Annotated in this window: 17 protein-coding genes, 1 tRNA gene and 2 pseudogenes; 11 read left to right on the forward strand and 9 right to left on the reverse strand. The window is 46.6% G+C overall.

Translation table 11 applies throughout. From position 1 onward, the window contains the following. Positions 1-81 precede the first annotated feature (81 nt). The 6 genes and pseudogenes from H6G50_RS14785 to H6G50_RS14810 all read right to left on the reverse strand — a co-directional run bounded on the left by H6G50_RS14785 (position 82) and on the right by H6G50_RS14810 (position 5043). Positions 82-636 carry a Uma2 family endonuclease gene (locus tag H6G50_RS14785; RefSeq protein WP_190717648.1) on the reverse strand — a complete coding sequence of 185 codons (555 nt, stop codon included), beginning with the start codon at positions 634-636 and terminating at the stop codon, positions 82-84. A 499-nt stretch (positions 637-1135) separates the two neighbouring features. Beyond that, a pseudogene (locus H6G50_RS14790) lies at positions 1136-1321 on the reverse strand (Uma2 family endonuclease); the annotation flags it as partial. A gap of 487 nt (positions 1322-1808) precedes the next feature. Next, positions 1809-1878 (reverse strand) — tRNA-Leu (locus H6G50_RS14795). A 211-nt stretch (positions 1879-2089) separates the two neighbouring features. Beyond that, entirely contained in the window at positions 2090-2290 is a 201-nt protein-coding gene (locus H6G50_RS14800; RefSeq protein ID WP_190717565.1) for a hypothetical protein, read from the reverse strand. 187 nt (positions 2291-2477) lie between these two features. After that, positions 2478-4613: an NACHT domain-containing protein gene (locus tag H6G50_RS14805; protein WP_190717567.1), complete on the reverse strand. Its 2136-nt coding sequence runs from the start codon at positions 4611-4613 to the stop codon at positions 2478-2480. Between the two features lie 25 nt (positions 4614-4638). Beyond that, positions 4639-5043 (reverse strand): hypothetical protein, encoded by a 405-nt coding sequence (locus H6G50_RS14810; protein WP_190717569.1) that lies wholly within the window; start codon positions 5041-5043, stop codon positions 4639-4641. Positions 5044-5205: 162 nt separating this feature from the next. Here H6G50_RS14810 and leuB point away from each other — a divergent pair, with 162 nt between their 5' ends. From leuB to H6G50_RS14830, 4 genes are all read left to right on the forward strand, one after another. Beyond that, positions 5206-6294: a 3-isopropylmalate dehydrogenase gene (gene leuB / locus H6G50_RS14815; RefSeq protein WP_190717571.1), complete on the forward strand. Its 1089-nt coding sequence runs from the start codon at positions 5206-5208 to the stop codon at positions 6292-6294. 82 nt (positions 6295-6376) lie between these two features. Continuing rightward, entirely contained in the window at positions 6377-6730 is a 354-nt protein-coding gene (locus H6G50_RS14820) for a hypothetical protein (RefSeq protein WP_190717572.1), read from the forward strand. Between the two features lie 111 nt (positions 6731-6841). After that, complete coding sequence (locus H6G50_RS14825; protein ID WP_190717574.1) at positions 6842-8041, forward strand: hypothetical protein; 1200 nt, start codon at positions 6842-6844, stop codon at positions 8039-8041. Positions 8042-8071: 30 nt separating this feature from the next. Next, positions 8072-8572 (forward strand): hypothetical protein, encoded by a 501-nt coding sequence (locus H6G50_RS14830; protein ID WP_190717576.1) that lies wholly within the window; start codon positions 8072-8074, stop codon positions 8570-8572. A 197-nt stretch (positions 8573-8769) separates the two neighbouring features. On the opposite strand, the gene H6G50_RS14835 is transcribed toward H6G50_RS14830, so the two are convergent. The 3 genes from H6G50_RS14835 to H6G50_RS14845 all read right to left on the reverse strand — a co-directional run bounded on the left by H6G50_RS14835 (position 8770) and on the right by H6G50_RS14845 (position 11087). Further along, entirely contained in the window at positions 8770-9102 is a 333-nt protein-coding gene (locus H6G50_RS14835; protein ID WP_190717577.1) for an antibiotic biosynthesis monooxygenase, read from the reverse strand. Positions 9103-9179: 77 nt separating this feature from the next. Continuing rightward, positions 9180-9425: a hypothetical protein gene (locus H6G50_RS14840; RefSeq protein WP_242032839.1), complete on the reverse strand. Its 246-nt coding sequence runs from the start codon at positions 9423-9425 to the stop codon at positions 9180-9182. A 219-nt stretch (positions 9426-9644) separates the two neighbouring features. Continuing rightward, positions 9645-11087 carry a TM0106 family RecB-like putative nuclease gene (locus H6G50_RS14845; RefSeq protein ID WP_190717579.1) on the reverse strand — a complete coding sequence of 481 codons (1443 nt, stop codon included), beginning with the start codon at positions 11085-11087 and terminating at the stop codon, positions 9645-9647. A gap of 274 nt (positions 11088-11361) precedes the next feature. Between H6G50_RS14845 and H6G50_RS14850 the strand changes: the two genes are divergently transcribed. From H6G50_RS14850 to H6G50_RS14880, 7 genes and pseudogenes are all read left to right on the forward strand, one after another. Beyond that, positions 11362-11643: a hypothetical protein gene (locus tag H6G50_RS14850; RefSeq protein ID WP_190717581.1), complete on the forward strand. Its 282-nt coding sequence runs from the start codon at positions 11362-11364 to the stop codon at positions 11641-11643. Positions 11644-11763: 120 nt separating this feature from the next. Continuing rightward, positions 11764-12936, forward strand: coding sequence for an aminotransferase class V-fold PLP-dependent enzyme (locus H6G50_RS14855; RefSeq protein ID WP_190717583.1), 1173 nt, complete (start codon positions 11764-11766; stop codon positions 12934-12936). 143 nt (positions 12937-13079) lie between these two features. Continuing rightward, entirely contained in the window at positions 13080-14165 is a 1086-nt protein-coding gene (dndB, locus tag H6G50_RS14860; RefSeq protein WP_347239940.1) for a DNA sulfur modification protein DndB, read from the forward strand. A 131-nt stretch (positions 14166-14296) separates the two neighbouring features. Further along, positions 14297-15672 (forward strand): annotated as a pseudogene (dndC, locus tag H6G50_RS14865) (DNA phosphorothioation system sulfurtransferase DndC). Then, positions 15669-17630 (forward strand): DNA sulfur modification protein DndD, encoded by a 1962-nt coding sequence (gene dndD, locus H6G50_RS14870; RefSeq protein ID WP_190717584.1) that lies wholly within the window; start codon positions 15669-15671, stop codon positions 17628-17630. The pseudogene dndC and the gene dndD overlap by 4 nt, the downstream one beginning before the upstream one ends. A gap of 151 nt (positions 17631-17781) precedes the next feature. Continuing rightward, entirely contained in the window at positions 17782-18180 is a 399-nt protein-coding gene (locus H6G50_RS14875) for a DUF262 domain-containing protein (RefSeq protein ID WP_190717586.1), read from the forward strand. A 140-nt stretch (positions 18181-18320) separates the two neighbouring features. Further along, positions 18321-19577, forward strand: coding sequence for an ATP-binding protein (locus tag H6G50_RS14880; RefSeq protein WP_190717588.1), 1257 nt, complete (start codon positions 18321-18323; stop codon positions 19575-19577). The last annotated feature ends 19 nt before the right edge of the window (positions 19578-19596 follow it).

Consider the following 19596-nt stretch of genomic DNA (forward strand, 5'->3'; position numbering starts at 1 on the left):
ATAAGTATAAAGTCTGTACGGTTTAAGTCCGCAAAACCTAACATCACGATTAATGTTCTGGGTTGATTCAGTGCCATTTTTTCACAATTCATCCGGCGATAAACCCAAGGTTTCAGCAACTTGCTCGCGAGTCAGCCCTAAGTTTAACAATTGCGCGATCGCGCCTTGTTTGATTTGTTCGGCTCGTTCTCGTTCCCGTTCGGCTTCTTGTCTGGCAGAAAGCAACAACTCTTCCGGGCGCTGGTAGCGTTGTCCCTTCTCGTCAAACCATCCTAACAGTTCTCGTTGAATCGGACTGTTTGGCTCGACGTAACGACCGATTCCCAAACCAATTTCTGGCATCCAATACGGCTCGCCAATTTGTAACTCGTAACGACCGTTCCTTAAACGATACACCTCAAATGGCAGATGGCGATCGCGCTGCCAAAATTGCGGATTATAAACGACATAGTACAGCACCCCCAACGCCGCGTATTGTTCCGCTTTTGCGTTGTACTCTTCCCCCGGAGTCCAAGAAACAACTTCCAACGCCAAAATTGGGACGACTCCGTTTTCCTCCCAAACTGGGTAACTGGGACGCGAACCGCCATTTTTGTGCCGTTCTACCCCCAAACTCAAGAAACCATCGGGGACGATGGGGACTAATTGACATCCTCACCGCCCTAAAAGTGCGGTGATTCCTAAACCTCACGCGCCCATCCATGTTTTTGAGTTCTCCTCAAAAACGAGGACGCTACGATTCAGGTTTCTGCTTCATTGCAACTGCCTCCACCCGCAAGGAGTTTTATGGTCTTACGTTCGCTCCACAGACTATCCCCGCTAGCCCAGCGGTTCTCATGTGTCGAAATTCCGAAAAGAATTTCTATGTTTTGGGTTGATTCGAGGGATAGCTCTACCCATTGCCCCGTCCTCTTTTCCCGGTCTACCGATTTTTCTTCCCCGTTGCGAAGTTTCGCAAGCTTTGGTGTTAGGGTTTATGTCTCCATCGTCGCGGGTGGGTCATTGACCAACACGATTCTACCAAAAATTAATGTAAAGCCGTGCTAGTGGTCACTGAGACTTCGGCGTGAGCGCTCAGTCGAACGCTTGTCGAAGTGAAGCACGGAGTTTCAAACCCATTTTTCTGATGACTCACGCCAGTCGTATGGTAAATTGCCATATCCGCACCGAAGTACCAATCTTGACGGTCTGCCCACAGAAAATCGAGCAGAAACAGCAAAATATTGGGAATATAGTTTTGATTCTCGTTATCCACCGGCGTATCGTCCGAGCAGGGCAGTTCTTCGCTGCTGGGCAGGAATTGAGGAGGAGTGTAAACCATAAGCGTTTTTCCCGGCAGTTCTGCTCTTTAATTATGCCGTATTTTGTTTATCGGGGAAGGCAACAACTTCGCACGAGTTGAAAAAGCGATTGCATTACATTTCGGCTGCCGTATACCAAGGATATCTTGGCACTGGGCGCGCCTTTCGCTTCTAACGAGAGAATTGAAAGGATTTCGCTCGTGCGATCGCTCGCATTTTGCTACCTTAGAGCCGTTATTCAGTATGTAAGCTTTATCGGTTGGGGTGCGAAAGTTGGAGCGAAAATTATGGACTATTTATGACTCCCGCGCAAGTCGTACAAAGCCAGGGTCTTACTTATACCCACTGCTCTACCTAACTGAGCTACAATCGCAATAAAACGCGATTGGTAGGACTCGAACCTACGACCGATGGATTGGAATAAAGTATGTAAGCTTCGCCCATTGGGGCGCGGGAGAAAGAGGTTAAAAAATGTTGGCTTCGCACGAGTTAAAAAAGCTATTGTTTTGGTCATAGCAGGAATCGAACCTGCTACTTCTCGAACCTGAATCGAGCGAGCTACCATTGCTCTATATGAATGTAAGCTTTATTCGGTCGGGGTGCGAAGGTTATTTTAAGTTTTGGAATTCCCGCGCGAGTGAGTAAAGCAATTTCACTTGATGCTCTTCCATTTGAGCTACGCCTCCAAGTACGGAGACGGTAGGACTCGAACCTACAACCTTCGGTTTCGTAGACCGGATGGGTGTATGCTTCGCTAGTTCGGGCGCGGGATTTGTTAATAATTTTATTCAGCCATAAACGGCTTCGGGACGAATAATTGTATCGCCGCTAGGTCTGCGATCGACGACATAGTGGGAAAAGCGATTATTATCAACGTCGAAGTATTGGGCGAGGCGTTCTTTGATGCGCTCGTCGCTCATTGCAGTTGTCAGTCCGATCGCGTTTTCGGCAATATCGTAGGAACGCCCTTCAAAACGAACGTGAACCATTTTTCACCTCTGCAATCTTCAATAAACTAATTGTAGTATTTGTAATACAAGCCTGTCAAGAGGTCAGCGAAAATTTTTTGTACAAATATCCAAAAGAGAGTTCGACAGCAAGTTAGAGAGCATCAGAATAAAAAGGAGAACTTGAGGCTTAAGCTGTACCTCGTGCAAGAGAGAACCGCTAATATTTTCATCTCACCGTTTTTTGAGACTTGCTGTAGGTTCCAAGATTGCTAGCGAAATGTTCCATTAACATTCGATGGATAAAAATATAGCTGCCCCCTACCTTTTGTAGAAAAATACGATCGGCAGCATAGTCGAGAAAATGGGCATAGTTCCAGGTAATAGAATTGTTGAAGTAAAGGATAATACGCAAGGTGAAGTGTTGAATGCAGGCAGTAATTCCTCCAAAAATCAGCCCGAGAAATAGCCCATAAACACCCCCTCCTATTAAAGCTCCTATTAAATTAGCTACTATGTTTTGCTGGAGTGCAATAATAACTGTAAAAACCAAGGCGAAGAGTGCTGAAACAATGGCAGTTATTACACTTCCTATTAATCCCAAAAATACAGCGCTCTTAGCAGATTCCCAAATTCCTTGATTGGGAAACGTTTTGGCTTCTATTTTTGCTCCTTTAAATCCTTGACTCAGGCAATAAATGATTCCTGCACTCACCCCATGCAATAATCCTCCATACAACCCCGCCATCAAGCTTGGCATAGGGACTGATTTAGGCAAAGCTACAATATCGCCGACTTGCGAAACTATTAACTCGTAACTAACCCCAAAAACTAGCCCAATTATTATTCCTATTAGTAAAGACAAAATTATGCCCCTAGGGAGACTTTTTTTCGCTTCTTTCCAAGACCATTGGAGGCTTTCAATAAGCTGAATTTCTCCATTACTCAATAAAATATATAATCCATAAACTCCACCAATAATTATTCCTTGGTTAAGTCCTTTTAGCAGTCCCATTTTCAGTATCTCACTGAATTTTATCGGGTATTTTGATAAAAACAAAAAGGGATAAGTTAACCCGCTAAAAAAAAGAGCAAGAATTACCGAAAACAATAATGAAGAGAATACAAAAAAGAGCGAGCTTCCTATTTTATAAACAATTTTGTGTAGCCAACTTTGCAACCAAGTAGGCTGCATTTGCTCGATTAGAAAAATTGTTTGAGACGCTTGAGACATCCGTTGTGCTAACCAATTCAGCCACAATGTAGTTTGCTGATGCTGATAGGGAGGGTTGTATTGGCTGGATTTACCAATTCTTTCCTGCTGAAACATCCGCTTGATATAAGCCTCAAACAGGTTTTGACGACGTTCTTGGAGCGCACCTATCTGTCGGAGTTCTTCAACATTTTTTCCTTGATAAGCTAAGGTCATCACGCTAAGTGTTAGCGGCGACTTAGCTAACTCTTGCAGAACAGTATCTTCTTTAAGTAAAGTTTTGACTGCTTTTAATTGCTCGCCCGCGCTCTCCAAATAGCTCTCTATCTGCTCTGGAGTCAGAGAACGAATAAAAATTGCCCCTAGTAATTGCAGACGATTTGATAGAGATTCGTAGTCTGCGATACGGCTTGTGACAACCATTTCAGTTTGTCCGTGTTCTTGCATGAACTGGTTAATGGCTTGAACGCAAGCTTCACGAAGATCGGCATTTACTTCATCCAAGCCGTCCAGCAATAACAGCAGTTGTTGCTGTTCGATTGCCTTTTTACCCAGACTTTTAGACACCTGATATTTACTGTAAAGTTCCTCAATTAGCCACTCTGCAATTGTTTGTTTTTTATTCCCCCAAGAGGATAAGTTTAAGACTACTGGAATCAGCCGACTCAAATTTTCTTCAGCACTAGCAATTAAATTCTGCGTCAGTTTTAAGAGGGTAATTGTTTTCCCCGCACCGGGTTCTCCTAAAATCAATAGAGTTCGTCCTTCTCCTATGCTTTGGAAAAATTCAGTTGCGCTTGTTCCGGCTGGTAGAATCTGCCGGGATTCTTCGGCTATCGCATCAAAGGGAGTGAAGGGACGTTCTACAGCATCTAATCGCTTTTCTAGACTGAGTTCGATTGTTGCTTGGGTCTGCAATAAATTGTTTAAAACTCCTTCAATCCAATATTCTTTGACTTTACCAAGCAAGACTTTTCTTTGGCGGTATTCCGTTTGTGTTAATGGTAGCTCGGTACTCGTTGCTGGGCTACTGAGTAATTCTGAGACTTGATAGATAAAGTTTTGAGTGACTGTTCCGTGATTTTCTTGGATAAAACCCTGAACTGTCCCTCCCGAAATCTCGACAGAACTGGAAAGATATTCAGAAGTCATTATTTAGCCCTCAATCTTGTCTCAATTAACTAAAATTTTGATTAATGTTGCCGAGATTTTGCTGGGTTAAACCCTGCACTGTCCCGCCTGAAATGTGCACGTTAAACTTTCCGTCGTTGGCTTCTTGAGGGTTAAGTTGTTCCAAAAGTTCTCGAGCGGCTTTAATGATTTCATCATCGCGATCTATCCCCGCCTCTTTTAATTCATCTTCTAATAGAGCTTTGGTCTTTTCGGGCTTCTCTTCATACTTGTCCAGAATCGCTGATGAATTCGATTTTCCCTTAGCCTCGAATTTTTGCTTTATTAGATTTTTTAAGCCGTTGTAAGCATCAGGTATAAATAAATTGGTAGCTGTTTCTGCCGCTTTACTTGCCGCGATTTTAGTTGCAGCCGTAGCTAGGGCTGCAAGGATAATCGAAAGAGGTTCCATTATACACCGTCTCCATTTTTTTACAAAATGAATATGAGCAATATTTAAGAATTTAATTATACCTCCTAACTGGGCAACGTTTCCCGAAAGCTTAATACCTGTCCCCGATTATCTGGTACGATCGATTACCGATCGCAACTATAAAGTTTTTTGAGGAGACTTATGACCCAGCACCACCGCATTACCTTACTGCCCGGAGATGGAATCGGCCCGGAAATTATGGCTGTAGCGGTAGAAGTGCTGCGAGAGGTTGCCTCGAAGTGCGCTCTGCAATTAGAATTTACCGAAGCGCTGATTGGCGGGGCGGCGATCGATGCGACGGGCAGCCCTTTGCCGGAAGAAACTTTAGAAACCTGCCGCAAGAGCGATGCAGTATTGCTGGCCGCGATCGGGGGGTATAAATGGGATAACTTAGCGCGCCAGCAGCGCCCAGAAACGGGATTATTAGGATTGCGCGCCGGATTGGGGCTATTTGCCAACTTGCGCCCCGCCACGATTTTTCCCCAGCTAATCGATGCTTCGAGTTTGAAGCGGGAAGTCGTGGAAGGCGTGGATATTATGGTGGTGCGCGAACTCACCGGCGGGATTTACTTCGGACAACCCAAGGGGATTTTTGAGGCGGAAACGGGGGAAAAACGCGGCGTAAACACGATGGCTTACCTGGAAGGGGAAATCGATCGCATCGCAAAAGTCGGCTTCGAGACGGCGCAAAAACGACGCGGTAAGCTCTGTTCGGTGGATAAGGCGAACGTACTGGATGTCTCTCAATTATGGCGCGATCGCGTCACCCTCATGGCCGCACAATACCCCGATGTCGAACTCTCGCACCTCTACGTCGATAACGCCGCTATGCAGTTAGTGCGCGCCCCCAAACAATTCGATACCATCGTCACCGGGAACTTATTCGGCGATATCCTCTCCGACGAAGCTGCTATGCTTACCGGCAGTATCGGGATGCTCCCTTCTGCTAGTTTAGGTGCAGACGGCCCCGGCTTGTTTGAACCCGTCCACGGTTCCGCCCCCGACATCGCCGGACAAGATAAAGCTAATCCCTTGGCGCAAGTGCTGAGCGCTGCGATGATGTTGCGGTATGGGTTGGATTGTCCCGAAGGCGCGGACAAAATCGAGCAAGCCGTTTTGCAGGTTTTGGAGCAAGGTTATCGCACGGGCGATATCATGTCTGAGGGTATGAAAGCGGTGGGCTGTCAAGGGATGGGCGAAGCCTTGTTGGAGGCGCTTCGGTCGTTTTAAAATTAACATACTGGTTTGAGATTCAATCTCTAATTATAAAAGAAAAGATTTCTGAAATTATTTACCAGTTGTTTTAGCAGCGATGAAAGATTGGAGTTCTTTGAAAAAACGATATTTACGAGACAATCTCTCCATTCGCTTGGGGAATTTAGCATCGAATTTATCTCGCATAAGGTCGCGATGTCAAAAAGATAATAATAGCGATGTTGTTAAAGATTTGTTTCGGGAGAGTCAATGGTTTATTGAATGGACGGCGGCTGAAGCAGAAATCGACGTAGCCGCAGAGTTAGTAGAATTGCAAGTTCAGTTAGCTTGCTGGCAATATTCCTGGGACAAGATTTGGGGAGACGAAGAAAAACGCCGCAATGTTGCCGATCGGGCTAAAAATTGGTCGGATAAAGTTCTAGCGCGATCGGGTTTATTATCTGAGAATTGAAAGGATGTGGAGAGATACTGCGTATCAGTTTTTGTAACGCCACAACAGGCAGCCTAGCGAGAAGGTTAAAAAGGGTGAAGCAACCTTGAAATTGCTTGACCCGAAAAGCCCATGAAGTATTCTGCACCGATCGCAGCCCTCATTGCAACCGTTCTCCTCGGAGGGATTGCAGCGAACTGCACCGCAACACAACCCCTTTTCTCTCAATCCTTCCCTCGAATCTCAACTCGCGCCAATAACCTGCCCAAAACGATGGAAACGGCAATTATTGAAGACTTGAGAAATCGTTTAGGGTTGCCCGAAGAACCGGCATTTCGCCCTGTCATCAAACACCGCGAACCCGCAACCTGGGAAGGATGTCTCCCCACGCCGGGAGCGCCGGGATACGGGGGTAACTGCCAACCTATAACACATTCTGGCTGGAAAGTCAAGCTCGAAGTTCCGGGGGAAACCCAAGCAAAAGGGGAAATTTGGACGTACTACGCCAGTCAAACCGACGGGACATTTTTGTTTGACGGTTTGGATAGCCTAAATGCGACGGTTAAAGGTGCGATCGCGAAACGCCTCAATCTTGCCCCCGAAAACTTGCAAGTGACCGCCGCCGAACTCACCTTTGGGGCTTGTCAGACGAAGGCGGATTGCTTGCCGGGACATAAACTTGGCTGGCGCGTTGTCGATAGCTACGGGCGGATGTTTCACCTCGATTTACAGGGGAATGAAATGAAGCGCGGGCTAGAAATGCAGCGAAGCGAAGCTGGATTGCCGATCGCATTGAAAAATGCAGTGTTGCGCGATGTTGCCGACCGAGACGGCGTTTTAACGGCGAATTTGAGCGTTGAGGGTATTAAGGCGACGGCTTGGAATTGGTGCCGGGGAGGGCAAGGGGAAGGCCCTACGCCGCCGGAAATGGGCGCTTGTCCCGATTTTACGCAATCGGGTTGGCAAATTAAGGTGCGATCGGGGCCGATGCGTTATGTTTATTATTTGCAAGAAGGCAGCACGGCGGTTGCACCGGATGGAATGCAGAGTTTTCCAGAAAATGCGATCGCGCGCATTAAAGAAGATATGGCGCAGCGAGACCCCACTACCGTCGAGAATGTCAGCATTCGTCAAGTTTCGCCCCAATTTTTCAATGGTTGCTTGAATGCTAAAACCTCCGATTTAAGCTGTCGCCAGAACGTGCGGGCGGGCTGGGTTGTGACGGCGATGGGCGGCGGTTCTTTACCGAATCAGTCTTGGCATTACAACGTCGATTTATTCGGCGATCGCATCGAATTTATCCGAACTGGAACTTGGCATCCCGTGCCTTAATTTTTATTCTTTTTCACCCAAAACTCCAACATGAAAAATATTCAACGTTTCGTACCGATTGCCGCGCTTCTTTCTCTGAGTTTAACGGGAGTTGCGATCGCTAAAACAGCCCTAGCTCAAAATCGCCCGTCACTCGGTTTATCGCCAACCGCCCCGAATTTTCTCCTGTCAATTCGTAGAGAAGGGGGGATGTGTGCTGCGATGGGCTGTTTTTCGGAAGTGGCAGTGCTGAGTAATGGAACTTATCGCTATGCAGATAGTTCTCCAAAACAACGCACGGGTAGATTGTCTCGCGGTGAAGTTCGACGCTTTCAACAACGCATGGCGAATGTGAATTTTGAGGCGATTAAAGCACGCCCATTTACCGGCACTTGTCCGCTTGCTTATGACGGGCCGGAAACGGTTTATACTTTTCGCAGCGGCGATCGCGTTGAAGTGTTGCGATCGTGTCAAACGCATATTGAAGGCAGCAACCCCTTGTTTCAGCAAGCCGAGCGAGTTTATCGCGAAGTTAGTGAGAAGAGTGAATAAAATTGTAGGTTGAAGCGCCGCAAAGCTCAAGCCCATTAATGCTGAGAAATTGTCGGCTCGGATATTCTCCGATTTTTTCATTAACAATAAAAATCCCCTTGCAGAAAATGCAGGGGGATAAATGGAGTTCTGGAGTTTTTGGTTATTGATGAGTAGGAAAGCACCCTAATTTTGAAAGGAAAATCGATTCAATCAATTCAAAAGTTGACTGGAATTTCGGAAATTTCACTACAAACTTCATAGAATGAAGTCGTAGGCGGTGCGAGAAATAAATGAGACATTTCTTGGAGGATGGCATCGCAAACTTCGTTGTGATTCTCATCCATATCCCCGATGTTTTCCCAAAAAATGACAGCGATGCCGCGATCGCTGTTTGGTTCCTGGAGAAGGTACGCCCCTTTGAAGCCCTGTTTGTAAGTCGAGACGGCTTTGACAAACAACTGTTCGGCTTCTGTAAACTTACCGGGTTTGAATTCTCCGATCGCAACGTAGGCAAATTTGTGCTTAAGAAAATCTGTAAATTCGGACATTTTGTTCCTAACAATTTGTTTAGCGAACTCCATTTTTCCTTACTTTACCGCGTTGCTGGAGTTTTTTTATGGAAAATTTATTCGTCGCACAAGCATAAACTGGAACTTTCCAAATCTACGGACTGTCGCTTAGAGGGAAGCAACAGAACCAGACCGAGGAGAAGAATCGACCAGTGAGCGATCGCGAATCCCCAAATCAGGCAAACGATTGCCGTAACCGCCGCTAGAACGCGCAGTAACTCACCCGATCCTTTTTGATATAAAAAAATGCTATAAATTGCCGTGCCTAGAAGAAGCAGTGGTAAAATTGGGAGCATCATCATTAAAATCCCCTCTAATTACTAAATTTTGGGATGGGTGTAAAGATACCCTGAATAAAAAAAGATTTAAAAAGGGCGACTCGTAAGACCGATATCGTCCTCTTTCACAACAATTTCATACCTAGCTGTATGCTAACACTTCTGACTCGGTAATGAGTGCGATCGCGGTAACAATTGCGACGAAAAGCCAAGATTCTTCGTACAACTTTACACGCGGAAAGATTATCGGGCTGCGTTCAGACTGAGGAAAGTTGCAAGCCAATCTTTGAGGTAGCGAGTAGCGCGGCAATCATCTTCGTTGTAGCGAACAATTGCATTGAGGAGAGCGCGATCGCCATTTTGCAACCAGCGATCGTACCAACATACCGCACTTTCGCCATTCACGCCGCGATCGCGCCATTCAAATCCCACCCAAACCGCCAGCGATTTGAGCGAATAACTCTCTACCGGAACAATAACACTCTGCGTCGTCCAATAATGAAGATCGATTAAACGCTCCAGCAAAGGTTTGAGTCGAGCGATCGGAATTGGGTAGCGCAGCGCCAAACGTTCGATAGTTTCCGCTTCGTACTCAGAAAAATGAAAAATCGGCGCTTGAGGATAACGCTCGACTAAATCTAAAAATTGCTGCCAAATTACGCCTTCATCTTCCGGGACTTCAGCTAAAAATGGGTAAAACCGCTCGCTTTGGGTAACGCGATCGCGCACCAATACCCCTAATAAATAGTCTAAATCGCGATCGGGTTCGGCCTCAATATCAAAATACAGTTCGATCGCACTCGTCGGCAATCGCCCCAACCCTTCAAACCCATCTCGCAACAGCGGCTTTCCCTCTAACAAAGATTGCGCCTGTTGCTGCAATTGCAAAGCAATTTCTACCCCCAACACCTCATCGATTTGCGGCGAACTCATTGCCGCCAAATGCTCCAAACTGATAATCCCAAATTGCTGCAACTGCTCGTAACGACTGGGCGTTACGCCGGGAACCAGCGAGAGGTGCTGCTGGGATTGTGCCAGCACATGACAAGCCTCCTGCCACTGACACAAACTGCATCGCTGGCGCGAAATAAACACCTCCGGTTCTAGCCCCAACTGTAACATCCGATTGCAATCGCTCAAAACCTGCTCCATACGCGGCAGCCAATTGCTCAACGCAACCTGATATTCCCGACCATCGCGCAAAACTAACCGCGAACCGCTCGGAACCTCCCCTTGTACCTGCGCGAGGAGATAAGCATGGAACGCCCCCACCGCCTTATACTCCGGTTTCGGGCGCTTCCCCAACTTGACGTTAATCGGGATGTAATGCCAATCCCCAAACCGCGACGTTCCCGGCATTTTTTTTAAAAAAGTGGGCTGCCCGAGCAACGCCGGAAACGAAGGTGTCGCCGCCCAGAAAAGTACGCCCTTGTAAATCAAATCGGCTCCCTGACGCATTAAGTCTTCGGTTTGTCCTGCCCCTTCCTCCCAATCTCCCGGCGCAAAACGCGGTTCCCCATAGTCGCATTCGGTTAAAATCGCATCGATCTGTTTTTGATTTTCCCGTTGTAACTTCTGTAAAAATTCCCGTTCTGGCATTCTTTTCGAGGGCTGTCCGTAACGATTCAAAAAAGCGCGGCGCTGGCAGCGTTTGTAGTCGAGCAACAGGTTATCGGTCAGCAGCATTGGTAAAGAATTAAAAATTAAAAATTAAAAATTAAAAATTGAGGAGGCTAGGAATTTTGGGTCAAAGAGCGGAGAGCCTTAACTTTAAGGTAGCTTAAAAGTTCCCGATAGATCGAGTTGGAAGCAAGTTACTTTCGCGAGCAAACCCTAGCCGACACAGAGTAGGGACGTTCCTTTATGGGGGATGTTAGGTTGGTTTGCTCGCCTAACGCGCCCCGATTAGAAGTAGGAGAGAAGTCTTGGTAAAATAGGATTGTGGATTTTAAATCTTGAAATGAGCGTTCCTCCCAATCCAGAACCCACTCTCTCCGATGTCCTCGATCGCATTGATGGTTTAGCAACATCTGTCGGTAAACTTTCAACATCTGTCGGGAGACTCTCAACCGATGTTGATAAGCTCTCAACCGATGTCGAGCATCTATCCAACGATGTGGGTCAATTCAACGAACGTTTCTCTAACTACCAACAAGCGACTCAATGGGGCGTTCAACTCGTTTTTACTCTCATTGCCAGTGCGACGATAACCGCGATCGTTACGACAGTCTTAAAAAAATAGAATATCGCTTGCGACTTAACAGAATTCAGCACCGATCGGTCAAAAGTTAGGAATCCACCATTCCGCTCAATTCCAAGCCACAAAATTTACAGCCCGGTTTCCATCCTCTCCCCTTTAGATATGACTCGCATTTCTCTTGAAGATTACCGCCAACAATTCCCCTCTCTCAGCAATAAAGCTTACTTTAATTTTGGCGGTCAAGGAACGTTGCCGCGCCCAGCTTTAGAAGCCATTTATCGAGCTTACGAATACTTACAAGAACGGGGTCCTTTTTCAACGGAAGTTAATGCTTGGATTAGCAAACAAACGCAATTGACGCGGGAAGCGATCGCAACAGAATTGGGCGCACCACCGGATACCATTACTCTCACCGAAAATGTTACCTTCGGCTGCAATATCCCATTATGGGGCATCGACTGGCAAGCGGGCGATCGCATCTTAATGACAGATTGCGAACATCCCGGCGTAATCGCCGCCGTGAGGGAAATTTCGCGCCGCTTCCAAGTGGAAGTTGCCATCTGTCCCATCCTCGCCACCCTCAATCAAGGCGATCCCACCGCCATTATCGAACGCTATTTAACCCCCAACACTCGCCTTCTCGTCCTTTCTCACCTGCTTTGGAATACCGGACAAGTCCTTCCCCTCCCCGAAATTATCGCCTGCTGTCGCCAAACCAAAAGCCATAAACCGATTCAAGTTCTCGTCGATGCCGCGCAATCTGCCGGTTCTCTCGCCCTCAATTTGACGGAACTCGGAGCCGATTTTTACGCCTTTACGGGGCATAAATGGCTGTGCGGGCCGGCGGGCGTGGGCGGGTTGTACGTGCGCCCAGAAGCCTTAGAAACGCTGTCTCCGGCGTTTATCGGCTGGCGGGGAGTGGTGATGGATGAGGCGGGCAATCCGATCGCGCAGAAACCGGGCGGGGCGCGCTTCGAGGTGGCAACTTCGGCTTTTCCTCAGTACGTCGGACTTCAGCACGCGATCGCCACGCATCGCACTTGGGGAACCTCCGAGGAGCGTTACCAACAAATTTGTCAAAATAGCGCGTTCTTGTGGCAAAAACTCGCAGAAACGGACGGCGTAAACTGTTTGCGGAGCGCTCCCCCCCAAGCCGGTTTAGTCTCGTTTAAATTGACGGGCGGAATCTCTCACAAACAAGCCGTAATGCAATTGGAACAACAAGGGTTTTTGCTGCGGACAATTCTCGATCCCGATTGTATCCGTGCCTGCGTTCATTATTTCAGCGATCGCGCCGAAATCGATCGGTTAGTGGATGCGATCGCGCAGTTATAAGCCCCCTTTTCCCGCGACAAAAATTGGATCGAACCGCTCGATCGGCAAGGCTTTAGCCGAACGTTTCTTCAAAAAGCGCTCTGTATGTAAAAAATTACATACAGTACGTCAATTTAATGATAGATTACGGGGGAAGGTTGTGGATGGGTTCTATGGCTCTCCCATTCGAGTACGTTTTTCCAGCTATCAGAGGGATTCAAGCAGGACGCGAGTATTACGTCTCAATGTGTCCAGTGCGGCTGATCCCAAAAATCTTTTCGTTTGATGACGAAGAAATTCCCCCTGAAATGCGAGCGCAACGGGTCTTGAATCGGAGCCGAGTCCCTGAGATCGCTCGCTACATCGTAAATAATCCAGCAGATTACGTTTTTTCGGCGATTACTGTCTCTATCAATGCCGATATTACTTTCGATCCCATTGGTTCAGAAGACATTGGTAAATTAACCATTCCAATGGATGCGCGGTTTGTCATAAATGACGGACAGCATCGCCGTGCTGCTTTTGAACAGGCATTGAAAGAAAACCCCGATCTCGGAGATGAGACGATCTCCGTCGTCTTCTTTCTGGATATTGGCTTGAAACGATCGCAGCAGATGTTCACCGATCTGAACCGTTATGCGGTTCATCCCGATCCTTCGCTGAACATTCTATACGACCAGCGCGATCGCAAATCCATCCTGTCCAAATCAGTAGTCAAAGAGGTCAAAATTTTTGACAGACTCACCGATATGGAGCGCAGCAACCTGCCAGTCCGCTCCAGTAAGCTCTTCACGCTGAGCAGCATCTACGGGGCTACTCAAGCACTTTTGACCAATCACAAGAACGAGGAGATAGAGAAGCAGATTGAAATTAGCGTCCGTTTCTGGAGAACAGTCAGCAGCAATATTCCAGACTGGCAGCAAGTATTTGATAAAAAAGTCAGTCCTGGAGAAATCCGTCGAGAATACATTCACAGCCATGCCGTCACACTAGCGGGCATTGGGAGAGCGGGTGCAGTTTTGCTAGCTACTTACCCGGATAAGTGGGAGACTCAGTTAAAAGCCTTATGCAAAATAGATTGGTCGCGCTCCAATCCTGACTGGGAGGGGCGCGTCATGTTTGGGGGGAAGCTATCCAAATCGAGAACTTGTGTAGCATTTATGACCGCTTATTTGAAAAAGGCTATGAAACTGCCGTTAACTACAGAAGAAGAACGGCTAGAGAAAGCTTATGCTCTCGCGGGGAGGTAGCTATGCCGATGTTTGAGTTTCAGATGGGTGTTGTTTTTGCCTGCGCTAAGAACCCAGAATTGAACCATAGGAGAACTGAGCAATCTAAGTATTTTTGAGGTATTAGCTAGGTTTTATTTAGGGTGAATGTAATGACTGAAACGGTTAAATTAGAAAACTCCCAACGATCGGTTGCTGAATTTGTCGAGGCTTTGGAAGCTCTGACGATTGAAATTCAAGAACTCTACTGCCAGGATCGATTGCCCTGGATTGTTGGCTACTCCGGCGGTAAGGATTCGACAGCAGTGCTTCAGTTGGTGTGGAATGCGATCGCCACTCTCCCAGCCGAAAAACGTACCAAAACCATTCACGTCATCACGACAGACACAATGGTTGAAAATCCAGTTGTGTCTGCATGGGTCAGCAAATCTTTAGAACAGGTAGGCAAGTCCGCTCGAGAAAAAGGCATTCCAATCGAACCCATTCTGCTAAAACCTGCTGTAAAAGATACCTTTTGGGTCAATTTGATTGGTAAGGGCTATCCAGCCCCAAGGCAAGGCTTTCGTTGGTGTACCGAACGGCTCAAGATCAAACCATCCGATAACTACATCCGGGAAACAATTCGGGAAAGTGGGGAAGTCATTCTAGCGCTTGGAACCCGAAAAGCTGAGAGTGCATCGCGGGCAGCCCTGATGAAAAAACACCGCAACTGGCGCGTCTTCTCGCACCTCAACTACAATCCCAGTCGCCCGAACTCCTTGATTTACACGCCGATTGAGGACTGGCGCACGGATGAAGTTTGGCTTTACTTAATGCAGTGGCAAAACCCTTGGGGCAATAACAACAACGATCTATTTGCGATGTATCGGGGTGCAACAGCAGATAATGAATGCCCATTGGTGGTGGATACTTCTACGCCTAGCTGTGGTAGTTCGCGATTCGGCTGCTGGGTCTGCACGTTAGTCAGTGCAGATAAATCGATGGAGGCAATGATTCAGAACGATGAGGAGAAAGAATGGATGCAACCGCTTCTGGATTTGCGGAACGAATTGGATGTGGAGGACGATCTCGATCGCCGTGACTTCCGGCGACGACAGGGACAAATCCAGCTTTACGAGCGCGATGTGGACGGCATAGATGCCAAAGAAATTGTCAATATTCCAGGTCCCTACACCAAACAATGGCGAGAAGAATGGTTGCGGCGGGTGCTTCAAACGCAGACAGTCGCTCGTCAAAATGCACCGACTGAGAGGAAATTTGCGACGACCCAATGCACTTTGAACTAATGACTCGGCTCCTCAGCACCGAGCGTAGGTTTCAAACAATGTCACGGCGGGTCGGTATCATTGATGCGCTTGAAAAGCACTTTGAAACCAGTTCTCGTCCCAAAGAAGAAGCGATTGACAACGCCCACCTGAACTGGAACATCAAAAAAGCAGCTAAAGCTGGAGATGTAGAAACCGTCAAACAGCTAACTGATAAGCCAGCAGCTTCTTGGGCAGACCTGAAATTTAAGGAACAGGGATGATTTTTCAAGAATTAGTATTAGAAAACTTTGGTCCTTATAAAGGACGACAGATCCTCAATCTTTGCCCGGGTCAAAACCAGCAAACCATTATTCTATTCGGTGGTCTGAACGGCGGCGGGAAAACGACATTGATGGATGCCCTTCGTCTGGCACTCTATGGGCATCGTGCCTCCTGCTCGACTCGCGGTAGCCTCAGCTATCCTGAATTCCTCAAACAGTGCATTAATCGGCAAGCGCAGGCCTCTACGATAGAATTGAGCTTCCAGCAAACCCTAAATAATGAGGCACAAGCCACTGAGTTTAGGATTTACCGTACCTGGACTGAGCAGATTAGTGGTCGAGATACCCTGAAAGTTACGGTTAATGGTGAACTTGCGCCCGATCTCGCACAGAAATGGGATGAGCGCATTGAAGATTTACTGCCCTTGGGAATCTCCCGTTTATTTTTATTTGACGGCGAGCAAGTTGGTGAATTAGCCGATCGCGATGTGCTGCCGCAATCTGTTACCAGTGCCATCCGATCGCTGTTAGGACTCGAATTACCCGATCGCCTTTCTGCCGACCTCGATGTATTGACTACCCGCAAGCGTAAAGCCTTGGCAACGACTCAACAACAGGCGCAGCTATCGGATCTCGAGCAACGTCTGGAATCCCAGGAGCAAGAACGCCGTTCTATTAAAAAGAAAATTGCTGCAATTCAACAAAAGCTGGACAAGGCGGAAGAGAAATTGCGGCAGGCGGAGGAACGGTTTCTGGCTGAGGGGGGCAAAATTGCAGCAGAGCAATCCCAGCAAGAACAGCAGCACCAACAGGCGAGGAACAAAGCTGACGATCGCCGCGCCGCCTTACGGGAGGTTGCAGCGGGAGTTTTGCCTCTGGCATTAATTCAGCCTTTGCTTAAGGAAGCTCAAATTCAAGCTCAGCAGGAGATTCGGCAACAACAACTCGAGTCTGCTGGTGAGTTGTTGAAGGAACGGAACCAGGCTTTGCTTCAGTTTGTTAGATCGCTAGACCTAGGAACGAAGCAGCTTAAGCAAATTCGTTCGTTTCTTGCAAAACAAGAAAAGGAAGTCTCACAGGAGAAAGAGGAGACTTGGCTGGGTGCAGATGTAGATACCTTTCATCAACTCACGAACACATTGCAGTATGGTCTGCCTCATCAGTGCCAGGTAGCGACAGAGCATTTGAAGCAGCTTCAGACCTACCAGGAGGAGATCGAGACCATTGAACGCTATCTCGCGACTGCTGCCTCCCCGGAGATGTATGACAAGCTCGTGCAGCAGGTGCGGCAGGCACAGGCACAAGTCGTAAGCCTCAAAGCCGATCGCGAACACAGTCAACGGCTTCTTGACCAAGCAGAACAAACCCTTGCCCGCACTGGGCAGGAACTAATGGATTATAGCAAGCTGGCGATCGAGCGCAAAAATGACGAACATACCTTGGCGGCGATCGCTAAAGTCCAAGATACTCTCAAGGTGTTTCAGCACAAGCTGAAACTCCGTAAGCTCAATCAGCTTGAAAGTTTGGTGACTGAGTGCTTTCTTTACTTGCTGCACAAATCGAATTTAGTGCATCGGGTTCAAATCGACACCGAAACCTTCAGCCTCTCTCTGTTTGACTGCGAAGGGCAAGCTGTCCTCAAACATCGGCTATCTGCGGGTGAGAAACAGCTATTGGCAATTTCCCTGTTGTGGGGATTAGCCCGTGCTTCGGGTCGGCAGTTACCTGTGGCGATCGATACTCCACTAGGTCGGCTTGATTCCTCTCATCGCAAGAATCTGGTCGATCGCTACTTCCCACAAGCCAGCCATCAAGTGTTGCTCCTCTCGACGGATACTGAGATTGGCAAGACGGAGGTGAAGCGGTTGCGGGAAAATAGGGCGATCGCTCGTGAATACTTGCTTAAGTACGATCGCACTAAGCATCAAACCCAAGTAAAATCTGGTTACTTTCGGTAGAGTCTATGGAACCTCCTATTGAACGAGTCCGTATTTCTCAAGCGGCGAAGGATCGACCGATCGATCTCAAGCGTGCTACCAAGAGCGAGAGGATTTAGTTAGACTTAAAGGGATATAAGTAGACTTGAAAGGATGTGAGTAGAAGTAGAGTATGAGTACCACTCCTAAAGGTATGAGCATCCTTGAGATGTACCGTTGGTACAGAAGCAATAAGCTGATCGTTAATCGTAGGTATCAGCGTAAGCTCGTCTGGACTAAGGCAGAAAAGGCTGGACTTATACAAAGCCTACTTTTAAATTACCCAATTCCACTGATATTACTTGGTGGATTCAAAACTAATGAGGAAGAAGAAACATACGAGATTATTGATGGAATGCAAAGGCTAAATGCCATATTTGGCTTCATTGAAAATGAGTTTTCAGTTGATGACAAATTCTTTGATATTACAAAGCATCCTTTGGCTCATGAGTTAAGTAAAAAGGGAGTTTTTGAGCCAGCAGATTCAGCAAAATCAGTTTTTTTAAGGCAAGCACTTGTGTTAACTTCCTAGAGTATTCACTTGCTGTCACAATTTATCGAACTAATTCGGTCAAAGACATTGAGGATATTTTTAATCGAATTAATGCAAATGGGAAACATTTATCACCTCAAGAGGTTAGACAAGCAGGTGTAACAACAAGATTTTCGGGGTTGGTTAGATCTCTTGCCGCTGAGATTCGTGGAGATGTATCTAGGGAAGAGTTACCTCTTACTGAAATGCCTGAGATTAGCATTGATGCTAAATCAATTACGCTTGGCTATGGCATTCTCGCTGATGATACCTTTTGGTGTAGCCAAGGAATTCTGCGCGTTTCTGGTCTTCGCGATAGTGAGGACGAGCAGCTATTAGCCGATATTATTCTATCTATAGCATTGGGCAAGCCTTTTGCCGCCAGCAAAGAAAACTTTGATGCCTATTACGGAAAAGGTGAGGATAATAAGCTAGATGAAATAGAACTAGCTGTTGCTAGGTATGGAGAGGATAAGCTTCGGGCAGATATCAAGACAGTTCTATCTTATATAAAAAGTTCTATTACGATTGCATCTAATTCTAATGAAAGAAATTTCTTGAGAAATGTTTTAAGGAGGAAATCAGGAGCCGGAAATCCTGTTAAAGAACCCTTTTACACATTATTCATGGCTTTTTATCACCTGATCATTAAAGAGGCAAAGGAGCCTTTTGAATGTGAAGAAATTTTTAAATCTGTTACGGCATTAATTAAAAAAATTAAGATGAGTTCGACGGTAAAAACTGAAAATAGAATTCATAACATAAGTCTTACTAAAGGACTTATTCAGGATTATTTTAAGCAATCAAGCAATTCTCTGCGTAGCAGCGGTTCCTATGCTGTAGATTTTGAAAATTACTTGAGACGTTCAAAAACGGAAGCTGCAAATTACGATTTTAAGCAGGGGTTTTATACCTTGGTCAATAAAAATCGTAGTTTTGATAAACAAAGCTTTGAAAAGATTCTGCAAAATGTAGCAGCGATGGCAAATTTAGGAAAAGGAAAAAAAGGATATATATTTGTTGGGGTAACTGATAAGGAAGCAGATACTAAACGAATTGAACAGTTAGATAAAATTAGTGTCCCTAGATTCTACTCATTTGGTGTTGTGGGGTTAGAAAGAGAGGCAAAACTACATAATGTCACGCTCGATCAATACATATTATTTATTAGTCGAAAAATCCGTGATTCTGCCCTCCAAGAATGGTTGAAAACGTTAGTAAATACAAGCCTAACGCCAATAACATACATGGAACACACAGTTCTGATGATTGAAGTCAAAGCTGGCGACCAACCAGCATGGTATGGTGACAAGCTCTACATTCGCGATGGACATGAGAAAAAGCCCCAAGAAGTGTCCGGCGAACAAATTAATGCTGTCTATAGTCTTTTTAGATGAAAGATGAGCATTTTCAGCT

This window comes from Oscillatoria sp. FACHB-1406 (genome assembly GCF_014698145.1).
Lineage (GTDB): Bacteria > Cyanobacteriota > Cyanobacteriia > Cyanobacteriales > Spirulinaceae > FACHB-1406.

Bases quoted from the DNA above. Each gene is read 5' to 3' on its own strand.
- H6G50_RS14800 (WP_190717565.1), bottom strand. From the start codon at position 2,290: ATGGTTCACGTTCGTTTTGAAGGGCGTTCCTACGATATTGCCGAAAAC.
- H6G50_RS14805 (WP_190717567.1), bottom strand. From the start codon at position 4,613: ATGACTTCTGAATATCTTTCCAGTTCTGTCGAGATTTCGGGAGGGACA.
- H6G50_RS14810 (WP_190717569.1), bottom strand. From the start codon at position 5,043: ATGGAACCTCTTTCGATTATCCTTGCAGCCCTAGCTACGGCTGCAACT.
- leuB (WP_190717571.1), top strand. From the start codon at position 5,206: ATGACCCAGCACCACCGCATTACCTTACTGCCCGGAGATGGAATCGGC.
- H6G50_RS14820 (WP_190717572.1), top strand. From the start codon at position 6,377: ATGAAAGATTGGAGTTCTTTGAAAAAACGATATTTACGAGACAATCTC.
- H6G50_RS14825 (WP_190717574.1), top strand. From the start codon at position 6,842: ATGAAGTATTCTGCACCGATCGCAGCCCTCATTGCAACCGTTCTCCTC.
- H6G50_RS14830 (WP_190717576.1), top strand. From the start codon at position 8,072: ATGAAAAATATTCAACGTTTCGTACCGATTGCCGCGCTTCTTTCTCTG.
- H6G50_RS14835 (WP_190717577.1), bottom strand. From the start codon at position 9,102: ATGTCCGAATTTACAGATTTTCTTAAGCACAAATTTGCCTACGTTGCG.
- H6G50_RS14840 (WP_242032839.1), bottom strand. From the start codon at position 9,425: ATGATGATGCTCCCAATTTTACCACTGCTTCTTCTAGGCACGGCAATT.
- H6G50_RS14845 (WP_190717579.1), bottom strand. From the start codon at position 11,087: ATGCTGCTGACCGATAACCTGTTGCTCGACTACAAACGCTGCCAGCGC.
- H6G50_RS14850 (WP_190717581.1), top strand. From the start codon at position 11,362: ATGAGCGTTCCTCCCAATCCAGAACCCACTCTCTCCGATGTCCTCGAT.
- H6G50_RS14855 (WP_190717583.1), top strand. From the start codon at position 11,764: ATGACTCGCATTTCTCTTGAAGATTACCGCCAACAATTCCCCTCTCTC.
- dndB (WP_347239940.1), top strand. From the start codon at position 13,080: ATGGGTTCTATGGCTCTCCCATTCGAGTACGTTTTTCCAGCTATCAGA.
- dndD (WP_190717584.1), top strand. From the start codon at position 15,669: ATGATTTTTCAAGAATTAGTATTAGAAAACTTTGGTCCTTATAAAGGA.
- H6G50_RS14875 (WP_190717586.1), top strand. From the start codon at position 17,782: ATGAGTACCACTCCTAAAGGTATGAGCATCCTTGAGATGTACCGTTGG.